Below are 14,952 nucleotides of genomic sequence, written 5' to 3' on the forward strand. Positions count from 1 at the left end.
CCACTGCGCCGCTGTCCCGCCCGTCAGCCCGTGATGGCCTGGACCGATCCGGCCTGCCGGCGCAGCTCGAACTTCTGGATCTTGCCCGTGCTCGTCTTGGGCAGCTCGCCAAAGACCACGGCGCGCGGCACCTTGTAGCCGGCCAGGTGCTTCTTGCAGTGGGCCATGATGTCCTCCGCCGTGGTCTGGGCGCCGGCCTTCAGCTCGATGAAGGCGCAGGGCGTCTCGCCCCACTTGGGATCGGGCTTGGCCACCACGGCGGCGGCCAGCACGGCCGGGTGGCGGTAGAGCACGTCCTCGACCTCGATGGACGAGATGTTCTCGCCGCCAGAGATGATGATGTCCTTGCTGCGGTCCTTGATCTGTATATAGCCGTCCGGATGCTGCACGGCCAGGTCGCCCGTGTGGAACCAGCCGCCGCGGAAGGCCTCGTCCGTGGCCTGCGGGTTTTTCAGATAGCCCTTCATGGCGATGTTGCCCTGGAACATGATCTCGCCCATGGTCTGGCCGTCATGGGGCACGGCCTCCATGGTCTCCGGATCGAGCACGCTGGCCGAGCGCTGCAGGTGGTAGCGCACGCCCTGGCGTGAATTCAGGCGCGCGCGCTCGCCGATCTCCAGCGCCTCCCAGGCCGCATGCTTGGCGCAGACCGTGGCCGGGCCGTAGACCTCGGTCAGGCCGTAGACATGGGTGATGTCGAAGCCCAGCTGCTCCATGCCCTCGATCATCGACGCTGGTGGCGCCGCGCCAGCCACCATGGCCTTGACCCCGGCGGGCACGCCCTCCTTCATGGCGGCCGGCGCGTTGACCAGCAGGCCATGCACGATGGGCGCGCCGCAGTAGTGCGTCACGCCATGGTTGCGGATGGCATCGAAGATGGCCTGGGCCTCCACCCGGCGCAGGCAGACGTTGACGCCGGCGCGCGCCGCCACCGTCCAGGGGAAGCACCAGCCGTTGCAATGGAACATGGGCAGGGTCCACAGATAGACGGCGTGCTTGGGCATGTCCCACTCCAGCACATTGCTGATGGCATTGATGGCCGCGCCCCGGTGGTGGTAGACCACGCCCTTGGGATTGCCCGTGGTGCCGCTGGTGTAGTTCAGCGCAATGGCGTCCCACTCGTCGGCGGGCAGCTGCCAGTCGAAACCGGCATCGCCACCGGCCACGAAGTCGTCGTAGTCCAGGCTGCCCACCTGCTCGGCGGCCGGGCCGTAGAGCGCGTCCTCGACCTGGATCACCAGCAGCGGCGCGCTGCGCTGGCGCAGCTTCAGCGCCCTGGCGACCACGCCCGTGAACTCCGGGTCCACGATCAGCACCTTGGCCTCGCCGTGGTCCAGCATGAAGGCAATGGTTTCCGCATCCAGCCGCGTATTCAGCGCATTGAGCACGGCGCCGGCCATGGGCACGCCGAAATGCGCCTCCACCATGGGCGGCGTATTGGGCAGCATCACGGCCACGGTGTCGTTCTTGCCCACGCCCGCCTTGTGCAGGCTGCTGGCCAGCTGGCGGCAGCGCGCATAGGTCTCGCCCCAGCTGCGGCGCAGCGCGCCGTGGACCACGGCCAGCCGCTCGGGATAGACCTCGGCCGTTCGGGCGATGAAGCCCAAGGGGCTGAGCGGCGCATGGTTGGCACTGTTGCGGTCCAGGTGCTGGTCGTAAATGCTGGTCATCGTGGTCTCCGGTTCGCTGGGGTTCTTGATGTGATGCGGGCCTGCCGCTGCAGGCGGGCGAAACCTGAAGATATAGCAAGACAGGCTTACACAAGCTTGATGCGTGGCCACCTGGCACGCCACCGCACATGCCCGGATAACCAAAGCGGCATGCATGGTCTTTGCAGGGCATCACAACTTTCAGAATTCCATGAAAACTGTAAATACCCATGCAGAACAATCACTTGGTCTTTCTGAAAAAGTGCTTTCGGCCGTCTTCAACGCGAGTGCATGGAAGCAGTCCTCTATAAGACATCATTTATCAGATCACTTGGCCGCACGGCCCCGGCTTCACTCTTAGAATCGCCGCTTGGATTCGCCGGCCAGCAACGCTGGAAGGCGCACATGGAGTTCCTAGAGGAGTAGCCTGGCAACGCTCCAGGCATCGTTGGAGACGAGCCTGCACCCCACCGGTGCAGGCTTTTTTTTGGCTCATCGCTGAATCCTGCTTTCTACGGCTCCCTCGCTTGAGCCAACGCAATGGGCGCAGTGCCTGCCTGGCCTAGATTGAAAGCGGTGCCGCAGTGCGGCAGGCAGCCCCCACCGGCGGCCCATCCGCACACGGCCCGCATCCAATAACAAGCAGCGGGAGCCCCCATGACACGACACGCCTTTTTTTCCGTCCGCCCTCTGGCAGCGGCGCTGATCGCCGCCGCCTGCAGTCTGGGCACGCAGGCCGCCCAGCCGCCCGCATCCTCCGAGCCGATACAGCCGATTGCACCGGCACGGATCACCCACCCGGCCATGGTCGAGCTGGGCAAGAAGCTGTTCTTCGATCCGCGCCTGTCGCGCTCGGGCTTCATTTCCTGCAACTCCTGCCACAACCTGGGCATGGGCGGCAGCGACAACCTCAAGACCTCCATCGGTCACAACTGGCAAAAGGGGCCCATCAACTCGCCCACGGTGCTCAACTCCAGCCTGAACCTGGCCCAGTTCTGGGACGGCCGGGCCAAGGACCTCAAGGAGCAGGCCGGCGGCCCCATCGCCAACCCGGGCGAGATGGCCTTCACGCACGAGCTGGCCGTGGACATGCTGGCCTCCATCCCGGCCTACCGTGCCGAATTCAGGAAGGTGTTCAGCAAGGAGCCGTTGACCATCGACCAGGTCACGGACGCCATCGCCGCGTTTGAGGAAACCCTGGTCACGCCCAATGCACGCTTCGACCAGTGGCTCAAGGGCAACCGCAAGGCACTGAGCCGGGACGAGCTGGCCGGCTACAGGCTGTTCAAGGAAAGCGGCTGCGTGGCCTGCCACAACGGCCCGGCCGTGGGTGGCAATTCCTTCCAGAAGATGGGCATCGTCGAGCCCTACAAGGCCAGCGTGGACGCCCAGGGCCGCTCGGCCGTCACCGGAAACGACACGGATCGCTTCAGCTTCAAGGTGCCCACGCTGCGCAACGTGGAGCTGACCTACCCCTACTTCCACGATGGCGCGGCCGACACGCTGAGCCAGGCCGTGGACGTGATGGGCCGGCTGCAGCTGGGCCGCCAATTCAGCGAGGACGAGAACGCCAAGATCGTGGCCTTTCTCAAGACGCTGACCGGCGACCAGCCTCGCCTGGTCATGCCCATACTGCCGCCGTCCAGCGACACCACGCCGCGCCCCAAGCCGTTCGACCACTGAGGAGGGCAAAGCCTGTTCAGCGCAGGCTCAGGGACTGGCGCTTCCAGGCCGGGTCCTGCCAGCGCTGGAACAGCGGCAGGGCCGATACATCGCCGGTCACGCGCTCGGTGGCCAGGCCGTCCAGCCGCACCACCTCGAAGCTCTTGCGGTAGCGGCCCTGGCCGCGGGCCTCGCGCGCCACCAGCATCAGTTGGCCGCCAGGCACCCAACCCGCCCATTCGGCCACGCCGGTCTCCGGTGCCGTGGCGGCCGGGGGCAGCACATCGGCCAGCCAGCCGGCCTCGGTCTTGCGCAGCACCCACAGTTCGCGCCAGCCTTCCAGCGGCTGCACGGCCAGGGCCACGGCCGTGCCCTCGCGGTTGGTGCTGGCCGATGCGGCCCATACCACGCCATAGGTGCAGCGGCGCAGCAAAGGGGCCTTGGCGCCGTGCTGGGCGTCCACCAGCAGCACGCAGGTTTCGCCGGCAGCACCGGGCTCGGTGAGCAGCGTCGGGCGGGCTCCGGCAGCAGGAGCCGCAGTAGCAACAGGCGACAGCGCCCAGCGCACAGCGCTCACCCGCATGGCCGCGTCGTTGTAGGCGCTCTGGTCTTCATCGGGCAGGTCGGATTTGCTGACGCCCGCGAACTCGGCCAGCGCCCGGGCGGCCGATGCCGCCACGGCAGGGTCGGCCATGCTCTTGCGCGCCTGCTGGAAGGCCAGCGCCGCCCACACGCTGGCGCGGCGCATCTGCACGCGGCCGCGCAGGTAGGGCGGCAGGCCGGTCACATCCACCCGCTCCAGCACATCGGCCTGCCAGGCATGCATGCGGGCGCGCTCATGGGCGGGAAGATCGGGGTCCACGCATTCGGGCCGTGTCAGCGCCAGCGCGGCGCGGGCACGCTGCGGCGCGTCGGCGGCGGGCATGGCCAGCACGCGGCGGAAGAATTCGCCTTCATAGCAGACCTGCATGCGGCCTTCGACCTCATAGGTCGCAAAGCGCAGGCCGTAGCCGTTGGCCACATCCAGGTGGGCCGACAGCGTGGCGCCCGAGGTCTTGCCGGGCGCAGCGGCGGAGGCGCGCCGCGCCAGCCGGTCGGCAAAGCCGCCCAGTGCGTCGAAGGCCTGCGCGCCTTCGGCGCCGGCCAGCGTCCTGGCGGGCGCCGCCTGCAGGTAGGCGGCCGCGAGGCCGATGCCCAGCGCCTCGGCCCCCGGCGTGTCCTGCACGAAGCGCAGCACGGCCAGCAAGGCGGGGGCCTCGGCCTCTGTCATGGCCACGCGGCGCACATCGCTGGCACGGATGAAGCCGCCGCGCTCGCGCTTGTGGTCCCAGACCTGGAGGTAGTCCAGGCGTTCGCCCCTGATCTCCAGCACCTCGCCCTGCCACAGGCTGGCCTGCTGCTGGGCGCCATCGCGCGGCGCGGCGCGCAGGCTGGCCTGGTCCTGCACCACGATGGCGCTGCCCATGCCGGTGGCCAGCGCTGCGGCGGCCAAGGTCGATACGGTCAGCATGGCTTATTGCTCCTGAACGGCTGCGTTGGCATCTTCGGCCGCCACGGAGGCTGCGCCGGCCTGTGCATTGCGGCTGCCGCCCAGCAGAGCCGCGCCTATGAAGTCGCCATTGGTCGGCGGGGGCGCGATGATGACCTGGATCTTGTCCGAGAGCTTGTCGGCCAGCGTCTTCTGGATGAGCAGCGGGTAGCGCGTGACCAGGGTGCCTTCGCGCGCCATCTGCTCGGCGTTGACCTTGCCCAGGCGGTCCATGCGGAAGGCCTCGGCCTCGGCCAGCTTCTGGCGCGCATCGGCTTCGCCATTGGCCTCGATGCGGCGGGCCTGGGCGCTGCCCTCGGCGGCTTTCACGCGGGCCACGCGCTCGGCCTCGGCCTCCAGCTGGCGCTGCTCGATCTGGCGCTGCTTGAAGGGCAGCACATGCTTCATGGCCTCTTCCTGGGCACGCGCCGCGATCACCTGCTCGCGTGCGGCGGCTTCGGCGGCCACTTCGCGGCGCACCTTGTCGGCATTGGCGTCCAGCTCGGTTTCCTTGACGCGCTTGTCCTTGAGCTCCAGCGTGTAGCGCATCTTCTCCGAGGCCAGCTCCTCGGCCAGCAGGCTGTCCATGCCGCGGCGGTACTCGGCGGGCAGGTCCACCTTGCCGATCTGGATGCTGCGCAGCGTGACGCCGTCGGCCGCCAGGCGCGTGCGCAGTTCGGTCTCCATGATCTGGGCGATCTCGGCGCGCTTGGTCGAGAAGATCTCGCGCACGGTATAGCGCGCAAACACCTTGTAGACCAGGCCCTGCACGGCGGGCTCCACGATGTCGCCGCCTATGTCCAGGGGCAGGTTGCCGGCCTTGACGGCGGGCGATGCGGGATCAAGCGCATAGCGCACATTCAGGTCCAGGCCCAGGGACAGGCCCTCGACCGACTGCAGGGGTGCGCTGCCATTGGCCTGGCGCATGGCCTCCGGGCGGTAGCTCTGGTCGCGCAGGGAGAACACGCGCACCGTGTGCAGGCCCGGCACCACCCACACGCTGCCATCGCGCCACAGGCTGACCGAGCCCGTGAACTGGTTCAGGCGCACGCCCAGCGTGCCCTGCTCCAGGTGCTGCACCGGCGGGTTGCGCACCACCACCAGACCTGCCGCCGCCACCAAGGCGCCGATGGCCAGCCAGCGCACGGTGCGCGCCGTGGGCAGCAGCACGGCCCAGTCCACGGGCTGGCGGCGGGGCGCACTGCCCGGCAGCGTGCCGGCGTCGGCTGCAGGCTCGGAGGAATCGGCAGAGCCGGCTTCGTCCAGGCGGGCGGACTTGCGGCCCGTCAGGGCCTGCATGATGCGGTTCCAGGTGGCTTTCATGGTGTTCTCTCTCTCGGCTGTGATGGCTGTTGTTGGCTGTTGTTGGCTGTTTCTGAGGCACCGGAAACAGGGGTGGCTCATTGAGGACCGATTGTTCGGATCCACCCCGGAAGCAACAACGCGGCGCGCGGCCCAATGCGTTCACGGCGCCAGCACAAACGCTCCGGCCCCGGAAGAAAAACTCACACCCGGGCCGGCGCAGGGCCGAGATAATCCCGCGAACACCGCCACGGCGGCCTCCCCCGACCCCACCACTGCACAGCCCCATGACCCGTATCGCCGTGATCGAAGACGACCTGCCCACCAGCAACCAGTTGGCGGGATGGATACGCAGTGCGCGCAGCGGCATCGTGATCGACCAGTGGTTCACGCGCGACGAGGCCGAGGCCGCCCTGGCCCGCGAACACTACGACGCCGTGGTGCTGGACATCGAGCTGGGCCGCGAGCGCCACGCGGGCGTGGCCCTGATCAACGCCATCAACAAGCTGGGCCAGGGCACGCCGGTGCTGGTGGTGTCGGCCATGCCGGCCGCCATCTACCGCAGCATCATGAAAGCGCTGGACGCCTGGGACTACCTGCAAAAGACCACGTTCGAGGAGGCGGACTTCATCGAGACCTTCCTGGACATCCTGCGCACCACGCAGCGCGCGGCGCCCGTGGCCGCGCAGGCAGCCGCAGCGCCCGCAGGCGATGCCCTGGTGCTGGACCCGCTGTGGCAGCGCACGCCCACCTGGCGCGGCGAGCGCATCAACCTGCCGCTGACGGCCCAGCGCATCCTGGCCACGCTGCACCAGCGCAGCGGCGAAGTGGTTTCCTACGACGAGCTGTTCGAGGTAGTGAAAAGCGGCCGCAACCGCGACAACGTGCGCAAGCACGTCAGCACCATCCGCGAGGCCCTGCGCGAGGTGGACCCGGGCTTCGAAGGCATAGAGAACGTGCCCATGCGCGGCTTTCGCTGGGTAGGCCAGGCCGGCGCCGCCGTCCGCACATGAAGCGCCTGCTCAACCCCAGGCTGGAGCTGCCCCGGCTGGAAGTTCCGCGCCTGGGCCTGGCCGCCTTCCGCCAGCGCATCCTGCTGCGCGGCGTGTTCGTGCTGCTGGCCGTGGCCACGGTGTCCTTGAGCGTGGTGGTGCTCAAGGACGAGAAGGAACGCGCCTGGCAGGCCTACCAGCACGGCTTTGTGCGCAGCCAGGCCGAGGTCATGGCGCGGCTGCGCCATCCTTCGGGCCGCCTGGCCCTGCTCAACGCCGGCCATCTGGGCCAGGGCGTGGCGCCGCTGCTGCTGCCCTACGCGGCCATCGACTTCGACGATCCGCAAAAGTCCCAGCAGGCCGTGGAGATGGCCGGCTGCTCGGTGCAGTATCCCGATGGCGCATCGCTGTGTGCAGCCATCGGCAACAATCCCTACGCAGGCGGCTTCATCTATCTGGTGGGCAGTTTCTTCGCAGGCGAGCTGACACCGCGCGAGCGCGGCTCGCGCGAACCCGCCCAGGCACACCGCGCCCGCATCACGCTGGACATGCGCGGCAGCACCTACCGCTGGATCGCACCCTATGAGGCCATGCCTCAGCAGGGCAACAAGTCAGGCAGCGGCGAACACGGCCGGCTCACCGGCTTCGTGGACAACGGCACGCCCCAGTTTGACGCCCGCGCGCGGCCCGTGCGCGATTTCCGTGGCTGGCTCTGGCAGAACGGCCATTGCCGCGACCTGCCGCCTGGCGTGCAGGGCAATGCGGGCAATGACACGACACCACCTGCAGCCGACTGCCTGCGCCGCACGCACTACTCCATCCGCCTGCCGGTCGAGCTGTTCCGCGAAGCCCTGTTCCGCAGGAACGTGCGCCCCGTCTGGCCGCCCGAAGACCTGGGCAGCATGCGTGTGCGCGTGGAAATGCTGGCCCCAGGGGACACAGAGCCGCCGCTGTTCGACAGCAACTCGCCGGGGGCGCAGCTTGCGGCATCGCTCAACGACATCTCGCGCAGCCTGCTGCCGGGCGAGCGCGTACAGATCCGCAAGGTGGGCGCCGACGAAGCCAGCGCCATCACCCTCAAGGGCGTGGATGTGCAGGCCGCGCCCTCGGCCCCCTGGCTGCTGCGCCTGATCAGCTGGCTGCCGCTGGATGCTGCCGGCGTCTCCGCCGCCACCATGACCCCGGCCGTGCCCACGGGCCAGGACATTCTGGACACGTCCACGGGCAACTACACCGTCAGCTTCACAGGCCACCCGCGCGATGTGGAGCAGGGCCTGGCCGCCGTGGCCACGCGCCTGTCGTGGTACCTGGGCGCCATGCTGGCCGCCATTGCGCTGGCCTGGCTGATCGTCGAGCTGGGGCTGATCCGCCGCGTGACCGCCCTCACCCGGCGTGCCGCCGCCGTGTCCTACAACGTGCAGGACGGCCATGTCGGCCCGCGCCTGGGCGACCTCGAAGTATCGGACCTTCGTGGTTCCGACGAACTGGGCATCCTGGCCGGCGGCCTGGCCGACCTGCTGCAGCGCGTGAAGGACGACCTGCAGCGCGAACAGCTGCGCGCCCAGCAGGAACGCGACATGTGGCATGCCGTGGGCCACGAAATCATGTCGCCCCTGCAATCGCTGATGGTGCTCTACGGGCCCGACGACCCCGGCCACCGCTACGTGCAGCGCATGCAGCAGGCCGTGCATGTGCTCTACGGCACCGCATCGCCGGCCGAGGCGCTGCAGGCCGCCACCGTGCCGGAGGGCCGGCTGGACCTGGACGCCTTCCTCAGCCACGTGGCCGCCAACGCGCACTTTGCGGGCATTGCCAACGTGGTCTACGAAGGCGGGAGCGAGGGCGGGAACAGGGGCGTCACGGGCGCCGTGATCGTGCGCGCCGACGAGTTTGCGCTGGAAGACGTGGTCACCCACATCCTGCGCAATGCCGACAGCTACCGGCCCGCGGGCACGGCCATCACGCTGTCGCTGTCGGCCTCGGAGTCCGCCGCCAGCGCCACGCTGCACAACCAGGGCGCCACCATTGCGGAGGACCTGCTGGAGCGCATCTTCGAGCTGGGCGTGTCCGCCCCGCAGGAGCCGGCGGCCGCCGGCGGCGTCGAACACCGGGGCCAGGGCCTGTTCGTGGCCAGGACCTACATGGCGAAGATGGGCGGCACGATCAAGGCGCACAACACGCGCGATGGCGTGGCCTTCACGCTGACCTTCCAGCGCCTGGGCTGAGGGCCGGGCGCCACCGGCCAGTGCCCCCGGGGCACGGCCGGACGGCCCCGCGAAGGCACAATACGAGGGTGTCCATTCCCCAATCGTTCATCCAGGAATTGCTCTCGCGCGTCGACGTGGTCGATATCGTGGGACGCTACGTGCAGCTCAGGAAGGGCGGCGCCAACTTCATGGGCCTGTGCCCGTTCCACAGCGAGAAGTCGCCCTCCTTCACCGTCAGTCCCAGCAAGCAGTTCTATCACTGCTTTGGCTGCGGCAAGAATGGCAACGCCATCGGCTTTCTGATGGACCATGCCGGCATGGGCTTCGTCGAAGCCGTGCAGGATCTTGCCGGCCAGGTCGGCCTGCAGGTGCCGCAGGACGACATCAGCCCCGCCGAGCGCGAGCGCCAGGCCGCGCAAAAGCAGAAACAGGCCACCCTCACCGACGTGCTGGAGAAGGCAGGCGACGCCTACCGCAGGCACCTCAAGGCATCGCCCCAGGCCATCGACTACCTCAAGCGCCGCGGCGTCTCGGGCGAGACCGCCAAGCGCTTCGGCCTGGGCTACGCGCCTGCGGGCTGGCGGTCGCTGGCCAGCGTGTTCCCGCAGTACGACGATCCGCAGCTCGAAGAATCGGGCCTGGTCATCGTTGGCGAGGGCGACGACAAGCGCTACGACCGCTTCCGCGACCGGCTGATGTTTCCCATCCGCAACGTCAAGGGCGAGTGCATCGGCTTCGGCGGCCGCGTCTTCGGCGACGAGAAGCCCAAATACCTGAATTCGCCCGAAACCCCGGTCTTTCACAAGGGGCGCGAGCTCTACGGCCTCTTCGAGGCCCGCACCGCCTTGCGCGACATGGGCTATGCCCTGGTCACCGAAGGCTATATGGACGTGGTGGCCCTGGCCCAGCTGGGCTTTGCCAACGCCGTCGCCACGCTGGGCACGGCCTGCACGCCCGACCATATTCACAAACTGTTTCGATTTACCGAGGCCGTTGTCTTCAGCTTCGACGGCGACGGCGCGGGCCGGCGCGCCGCGCGCAAGGCGCTCGATGCCGCCCTGCCCTATGCCAGCGACACGCGCAGCGTCAAATTCCTCTTCCTGCCCGCCGAGCACGACCCGGACAGCTTCATCCGTGAGTACGGCAGCGAAGCCTTTGCCCGCTACGTGGGCGACGCGCTGCCGCTGAGCCGCTTTCTCATCGAGGCCGCCAGCGAGGGCTGCGACCTGGGACAGGCCGAAGGCCGCGCCCACATGGCCAGCAATGCCCGCCCGCTGTGGACGGCACTGCCCGACGGCGCGCTCAAGCGCCAGCTGCTGGGCGAGATCGCCGAACTCGTGCAGCTCGATGCGCGCGACCTCTCGGACCTCTGGTCGCAGGAAGCCGCCCGCAGCGGACCGGCACGCGGCGCCATGGCCGGTGGTGCCCACCATCCGGGCCAGGCCGGCCATGCACCGGCCGCGCCCGACTGGGGCCAGCCGGCCGAATACAACGCCCCTTCGGGCTGGCCCGACCGGGCCAGCCAGGGCGGCGGCGCAGGCGGCTGGCGCGGCGGCGAGCCCGGGCGCGGCGGCAAAAAGCCCTGGCCACGCAAGCCCTGGGACAAGAATGGCCGCAGCGACTTCAACCCGCCGCCCATGGGGCCGCGCGGAACCCCCGCCACGCGCACGGACCAGGCGGCGCGCCTGCTCATGGCGCACATGGAGTTCATGGAAGAACTCACCCACGAGGACTTCGAGGCGCTGGCGCGCTGCGCCGCCGGGCACGGCGCGCTGTTCCGCTGGATGGAAGCACAGTTCCAGGAATCCGGCCCCCGGCCCTTCGCCGTGCTGCGCGAGCAGTTGCGCGGCCTGCCCCATGAAGTGCTGGCCGACAAGCTGATGAGCGGCCCCCACGCCCATCCCGAAGGCGAGCTGCCCGAGCTGCGCCGCGAGCTGCGCGGCGTGCTCAACCGCATCGTCATCGACCACATCAAGGCCCAGATCGACGAAGCCGTGCGCGACATGGCACGGGACCCCAGCGCCGCCCAGCGCTATCGCGATCTCTTTGCCCGACAGCAGGTCCTGGAAAACCAGATGCGTACTTCCTCTTGAAATCGAGGTAAGCAGATATAATTAGGGGCTATCGGCAAGAGCGACAGCAGCACCTCCGGACCGGGCCCCGTGACGAACTCACGTGATTGCAGCAACTGCACGGCCCAATTTCCCGCAAGGACTGCACACCAAATGTTCGCCCAGACATCTTGCCTGGAACGTTTTTCGCTTCCCTGGCGGACCTAGTCCGTCCGCGCGTGCGCCTAGGCGGCGCTTGTTTGAGTTTCCCTTTGTGTGTGTTCGCTCCTGACCGTGAGGTGTTCATGCCCGTTTCAAAGTCCGTGAAGTCCAAGCAGGCCCCCGAAGCTACAGCGAAGCCCAAGACTTCGACAACCTCTTCAGCCCCGGCCAAGGCCGGTGCCGGCAAAGCCGCTGCAGGACCGAAGAGCGCCGCATCTGCGGCCAAAGCAAAGAAAGATACCGACGTGGTAACCAAGTCCCAAGCCGAACTCAAAGCCATGGCCGACGAGCTGCTCGCCGCCGCGACCCCCAAGCGCGGCCGCAAGAAGGCAGCCGAAGGCGACGACGCCCCCGCCCAGACAGAAAAGAAGCCTGCCGCCGCCAAGAAGGCGCCGGCCAAGGCAGCCGCAAGCTCCACCGCCGCGGCCAAGACCCCCGCCAAGCGCGGCCGCAAGCCCAAGGCCAAGGAAGGTGGCGACGACATGGATGACGCCGACCTGTCCGACATCGATGGCGACATCGACGGCGACGGTGAAGGCGAGTCCGAGGTCGAGACCGAAGTGGAAGCCGAAGTCGAGACCACTTCGGCCCCGGCCGAAAAGGTCAAGCCCCTGCGCATGAAGATCAGCAAGGCCAAGGAACGCGCCTTGATGAAGGAATTCGGCCTGGACGAAACCGTCCTGACCGAAGAGGAAATGTCCACCCGCCGCCAGCGCCTGAAGGCGCTGATCAAGCTGGGCAAGACGCGCGGCTACCTGACGCACAGCGAAATCAACGACCACCTGCCCGACAAGCTGGTCGATGCCGAGACGCTGGAAGTCGTGATCTCCATGCTCAACGACATGGGCGTGGCCGTCTACGAGCAGACCCCCGACGCGGAAACCCTGCTGCTGAACAACACGGGCCAGTCCGCCACCACCGAAGAGGAAGCCGAGGAAGAGGCCGAAGCCGCCCTGTCCACGGTGGACTCCGAGTTCGGCCGCACCACCGACCCCGTGCGCATGTACATGCGCGAAATGGGCACGGTCGAGCTGCTGACGCGCGAAGGCGAAATCGAGATCGCCAAGCGCATCGAAGGCGGCCTGATGGACATGATGGAGGCCATCTCGGCCTCGCCTGCCACCATCGCCGAGATCCTGGCCATGTCCGAGGAAATCCGCGAAGGCAAGGTCGTCATCTCCACCATCGTCGACGGCTTCGTCAACGCCAATGAGAACGACGACTACGTGGCCGAAGAAGACTTCGACGAATACGACGAAGAGGACGACGACGACGGCAAGGGCGGCTCCAAGGCGCTGACCAAGAAGCTCGAAGAACTCAAGAACGAGGCGCTGCGCCGCTTCGACGCCATGCGCGAGAACTTCGACAAGATGCACAAGGTGTACGACAAGGACGGCTACGGCACGCCCATGTACATGAAGGTGCAGAAGGCACTGACCGAAGAGCTGATGACCATCCGCTTCACGGCCAAGACCATCGAGAAGCTGTGCGACCTCGTGCGCGCCCAGGTGGATGACGTGCGCAAGAAGGAACGCGAGCTGCGCAAGATCATCGTGGACAAGTGCGGCATGCCGCAGGAGACCTTCATCGCCCAGTTCCCGCCCAACCTGCTGAACCTGCAGTGGGTGGTGCAGCAGGTCGCGGCCGGCAAGCCCTGGAGCAACGTGCTGGAGCGCAATATCCCGCCCGTGCAGGAACTGCAGCAGAACCTGATCGACCTGCAGTCGCGCGTGGTCGTGCCGCTGGACGAGCTCAAGCGCATCAACAAGCGCATGAACGATGGCGAGCGCGCCAGCCGTGACGCCAAGAAGGAGATGATCGAGGCCAACCTGCGCCTGGTGATCTCCATCGCCAAGAAGTACACGAACCGCGGCCTGCAGTTCCTGGATCTGATCCAGGAAGGCAACATCGGCCTGATGAAGGCGGTGGACAAGTTCGAATACCGTCGCGGCTACAAGTTCTCGACCTATGCCACCTGGTGGATCCGCCAGGCCATCACGCGCTCGATCGCCGACCAGGCGCGCACCATCCGTATCCCGGTGCACATGATCGAGACCATCAACAAGATGAACCGCATCTCGCGCCAGCATCTGCAGGAGTTCGGCTTCGAGCCCGATGCGTCCATCCTGGCGGCCAAGATGGAGATCCCCGAGGACAAGATCCGCAAGATCATGAAGATCGCCAAGGAGCCGATCTCCATGGAAACGCCGATCGGCGACGACGACGATTCGCACCTGGGCGACTTCATCGAGGACACCAACAACACCGCCCCCGTGGACGCCGCCATGCAGGCCGGCCTGCGCGACGTGGTCAAGGACATCCTCGACGGCCTCACCCCGCGCGAAGCCAAGGTGCTGCGCATGCGCTTCGGCATCGAGATGTCCACCGACCACACGCTGGAAGAAGTGGGCAAGCAGTTCGACGTCACGCGCGAACGCATCCGCCAGATCGAAGCCAAGGCCCTGCGCAAGCTCAAGCACCCGAGCCGCTCGGACAAGCTGCGCAGCTTCATCGACTCGCTGTAAGGCGCTGTGGATGCCGGCTTCCGTGCCGGCAGTCGCTCTCCCAAAAAGCCCCGCATGCCCATGCGGGGCTTTTTTTATGCGACTGACCCGTCCTGACCTGGGTTGACACCTTTTCCTCTCAGAAAAGGCAAGTCAATGGAATCAAGGGTCAAACGCACGCAGCGGGACTACACGCTGGCTTTTAAGCTGTCGGTGGTCGATCAGGTGGAAAAAGGCGATCTCACGTACAAACAGGCCCAGGAGCGCTACGGCATCCAGGGCCGTTCGACCGTGTTGGTGTGGCTGCGCAAGCATGGTCGCCAAAACTGGAGTTCGGCATCATCCGGGCTTGCCATGCCAGTACCGATCAAGAAGCCCTCATCTGCACCTGCTGCACCGCTGACTCCCGAGCAGAAGATCAAGGCCCTCGAAGTCCAGCTTCGCGAAGCCAACGAGAAGGCCCAACTGTTCGAGGCGGTGATCGATGTCCTGAAGAAGGACTACGGGGTGCGCATCGTAAAAAAGCCTTTGGGCAAGTCCTCTCGCAAAAGCTCCTCCCGGGGCTGAGCGTGGCGAGGGCTTGCCGCCATTGGGGCGTCAGCCGCCAAGCCTACTACCAGCAGTTGCAGCATCAGCAGCAACGCTGTGCGCGTGCCGACACCGTGATCGAGCTCGTTCGCGACGTGCGCCTGCGTCAGCCCCGGTTGGGCGCGCGCAAGCTGCACCATCTGCTCGCGCAGCCGCTGCAGCACGCCGGCGCGAGCCTGGGGCGCGATGCGTTGCTGGACGTGCTGCGCGAGGCGCGCATGCTGGTGGCGCCGAAGCGGGCGTATCA

Annotated in this window: 8 protein-coding genes and 1 pseudogene; 6 read left to right on the top strand and 3 right to left on the bottom strand. The window is 67.3% G+C overall.

Annotated features, from left to right (window positions below; genetic code table 11):
* Positions 1–23: 23 nt before the first annotated feature.
* On the bottom strand, positions 24–1,670 hold the full coding sequence (locus A9976_RS27645; protein ID WP_183021624.1) for an acyl-CoA synthetase: 1,647 nt from the start codon (positions 1,668–1,670) through the stop codon (positions 24–26).
* Between the two features lie 636 nt (positions 1,671–2,306).
* Between A9976_RS27645 and A9976_RS27650 the strand changes: the two genes are divergently transcribed.
* Entirely contained in the window at positions 2,307–3,332 is a 1,026-nt protein-coding gene (locus tag A9976_RS27650) for a cytochrome-c peroxidase (protein ID WP_183021625.1), read from the top strand.
* A 16-nt stretch (positions 3,333–3,348) separates the two neighbouring features.
* On the opposite strand, the gene A9976_RS27655 is transcribed toward A9976_RS27650, so the two are convergent.
* Both A9976_RS27655 and A9976_RS27660 read right to left on the bottom strand, forming a co-directional pair.
* Positions 3,349–4,821: a hypothetical protein gene (locus tag A9976_RS27655; RefSeq protein ID WP_183021626.1), complete on the bottom strand. Its 1,473-nt coding sequence runs from the start codon at positions 4,819–4,821 to the stop codon at positions 3,349–3,351.
* Between the two features lie 3 nt (positions 4,822–4,824).
* A complete protein-coding gene (locus A9976_RS27660; RefSeq protein ID WP_183021627.1) occupies positions 4,825–6,162 on the bottom strand; it encodes an SPFH domain-containing protein in 1,338 nt (445 codons plus the stop codon).
* A 266-nt stretch (positions 6,163–6,428) separates the two neighbouring features.
* On the opposite strand from A9976_RS27660, the gene A9976_RS27665 reads away from it, so the two are divergent.
* The 5 genes and pseudogenes from A9976_RS27665 to A9976_RS31605 all read left to right on the top strand — a co-directional run.
* Positions 6,429–7,154 carry a response regulator transcription factor gene (locus tag A9976_RS27665; protein ID WP_012206841.1) on the top strand — a complete coding sequence of 242 codons (726 nt, stop codon included), beginning with the start codon at positions 6,429–6,431 and terminating at the stop codon, positions 7,152–7,154.
* Positions 7,151–9,358 carry a HAMP domain-containing sensor histidine kinase gene (locus A9976_RS27670; RefSeq protein WP_183021628.1) on the top strand — a complete coding sequence of 736 codons (2,208 nt, stop codon included), beginning with the start codon at positions 7,151–7,153 and terminating at the stop codon, positions 9,356–9,358. The genes A9976_RS27665 and A9976_RS27670 overlap by 4 nt, the downstream gene beginning before the upstream one ends.
* A 68-nt stretch (positions 9,359–9,426) precedes the next feature.
* Positions 9,427–11,433, top strand: coding sequence for a DNA primase (dnaG, locus tag A9976_RS27675; RefSeq protein WP_183021629.1), 2,007 nt, complete (start codon positions 9,427–9,429; stop codon positions 11,431–11,433).
* A gap of 263 nt (positions 11,434–11,696) precedes the next feature.
* On the top strand, positions 11,697–14,138 hold the full coding sequence (rpoD, locus tag A9976_RS27680; RefSeq protein WP_183021630.1) for an RNA polymerase sigma factor RpoD: 2,442 nt from the start codon (positions 11,697–11,699) through the stop codon (positions 14,136–14,138).
* 135 nt (positions 14,139–14,273) lie between these two features.
* Positions 14,274–14,952 (top strand): annotated as a pseudogene (locus tag A9976_RS31605) (IS3 family transposase); the annotation flags it as partial.

Origin of the sequence: Delftia sp. UME58 (genome assembly GCF_014170385.1) — a bacterium.
Classification (GTDB): Bacteria; Pseudomonadota; Gammaproteobacteria; order Burkholderiales; family Burkholderiaceae_C; genus Comamonas; species Comamonas acidovorans.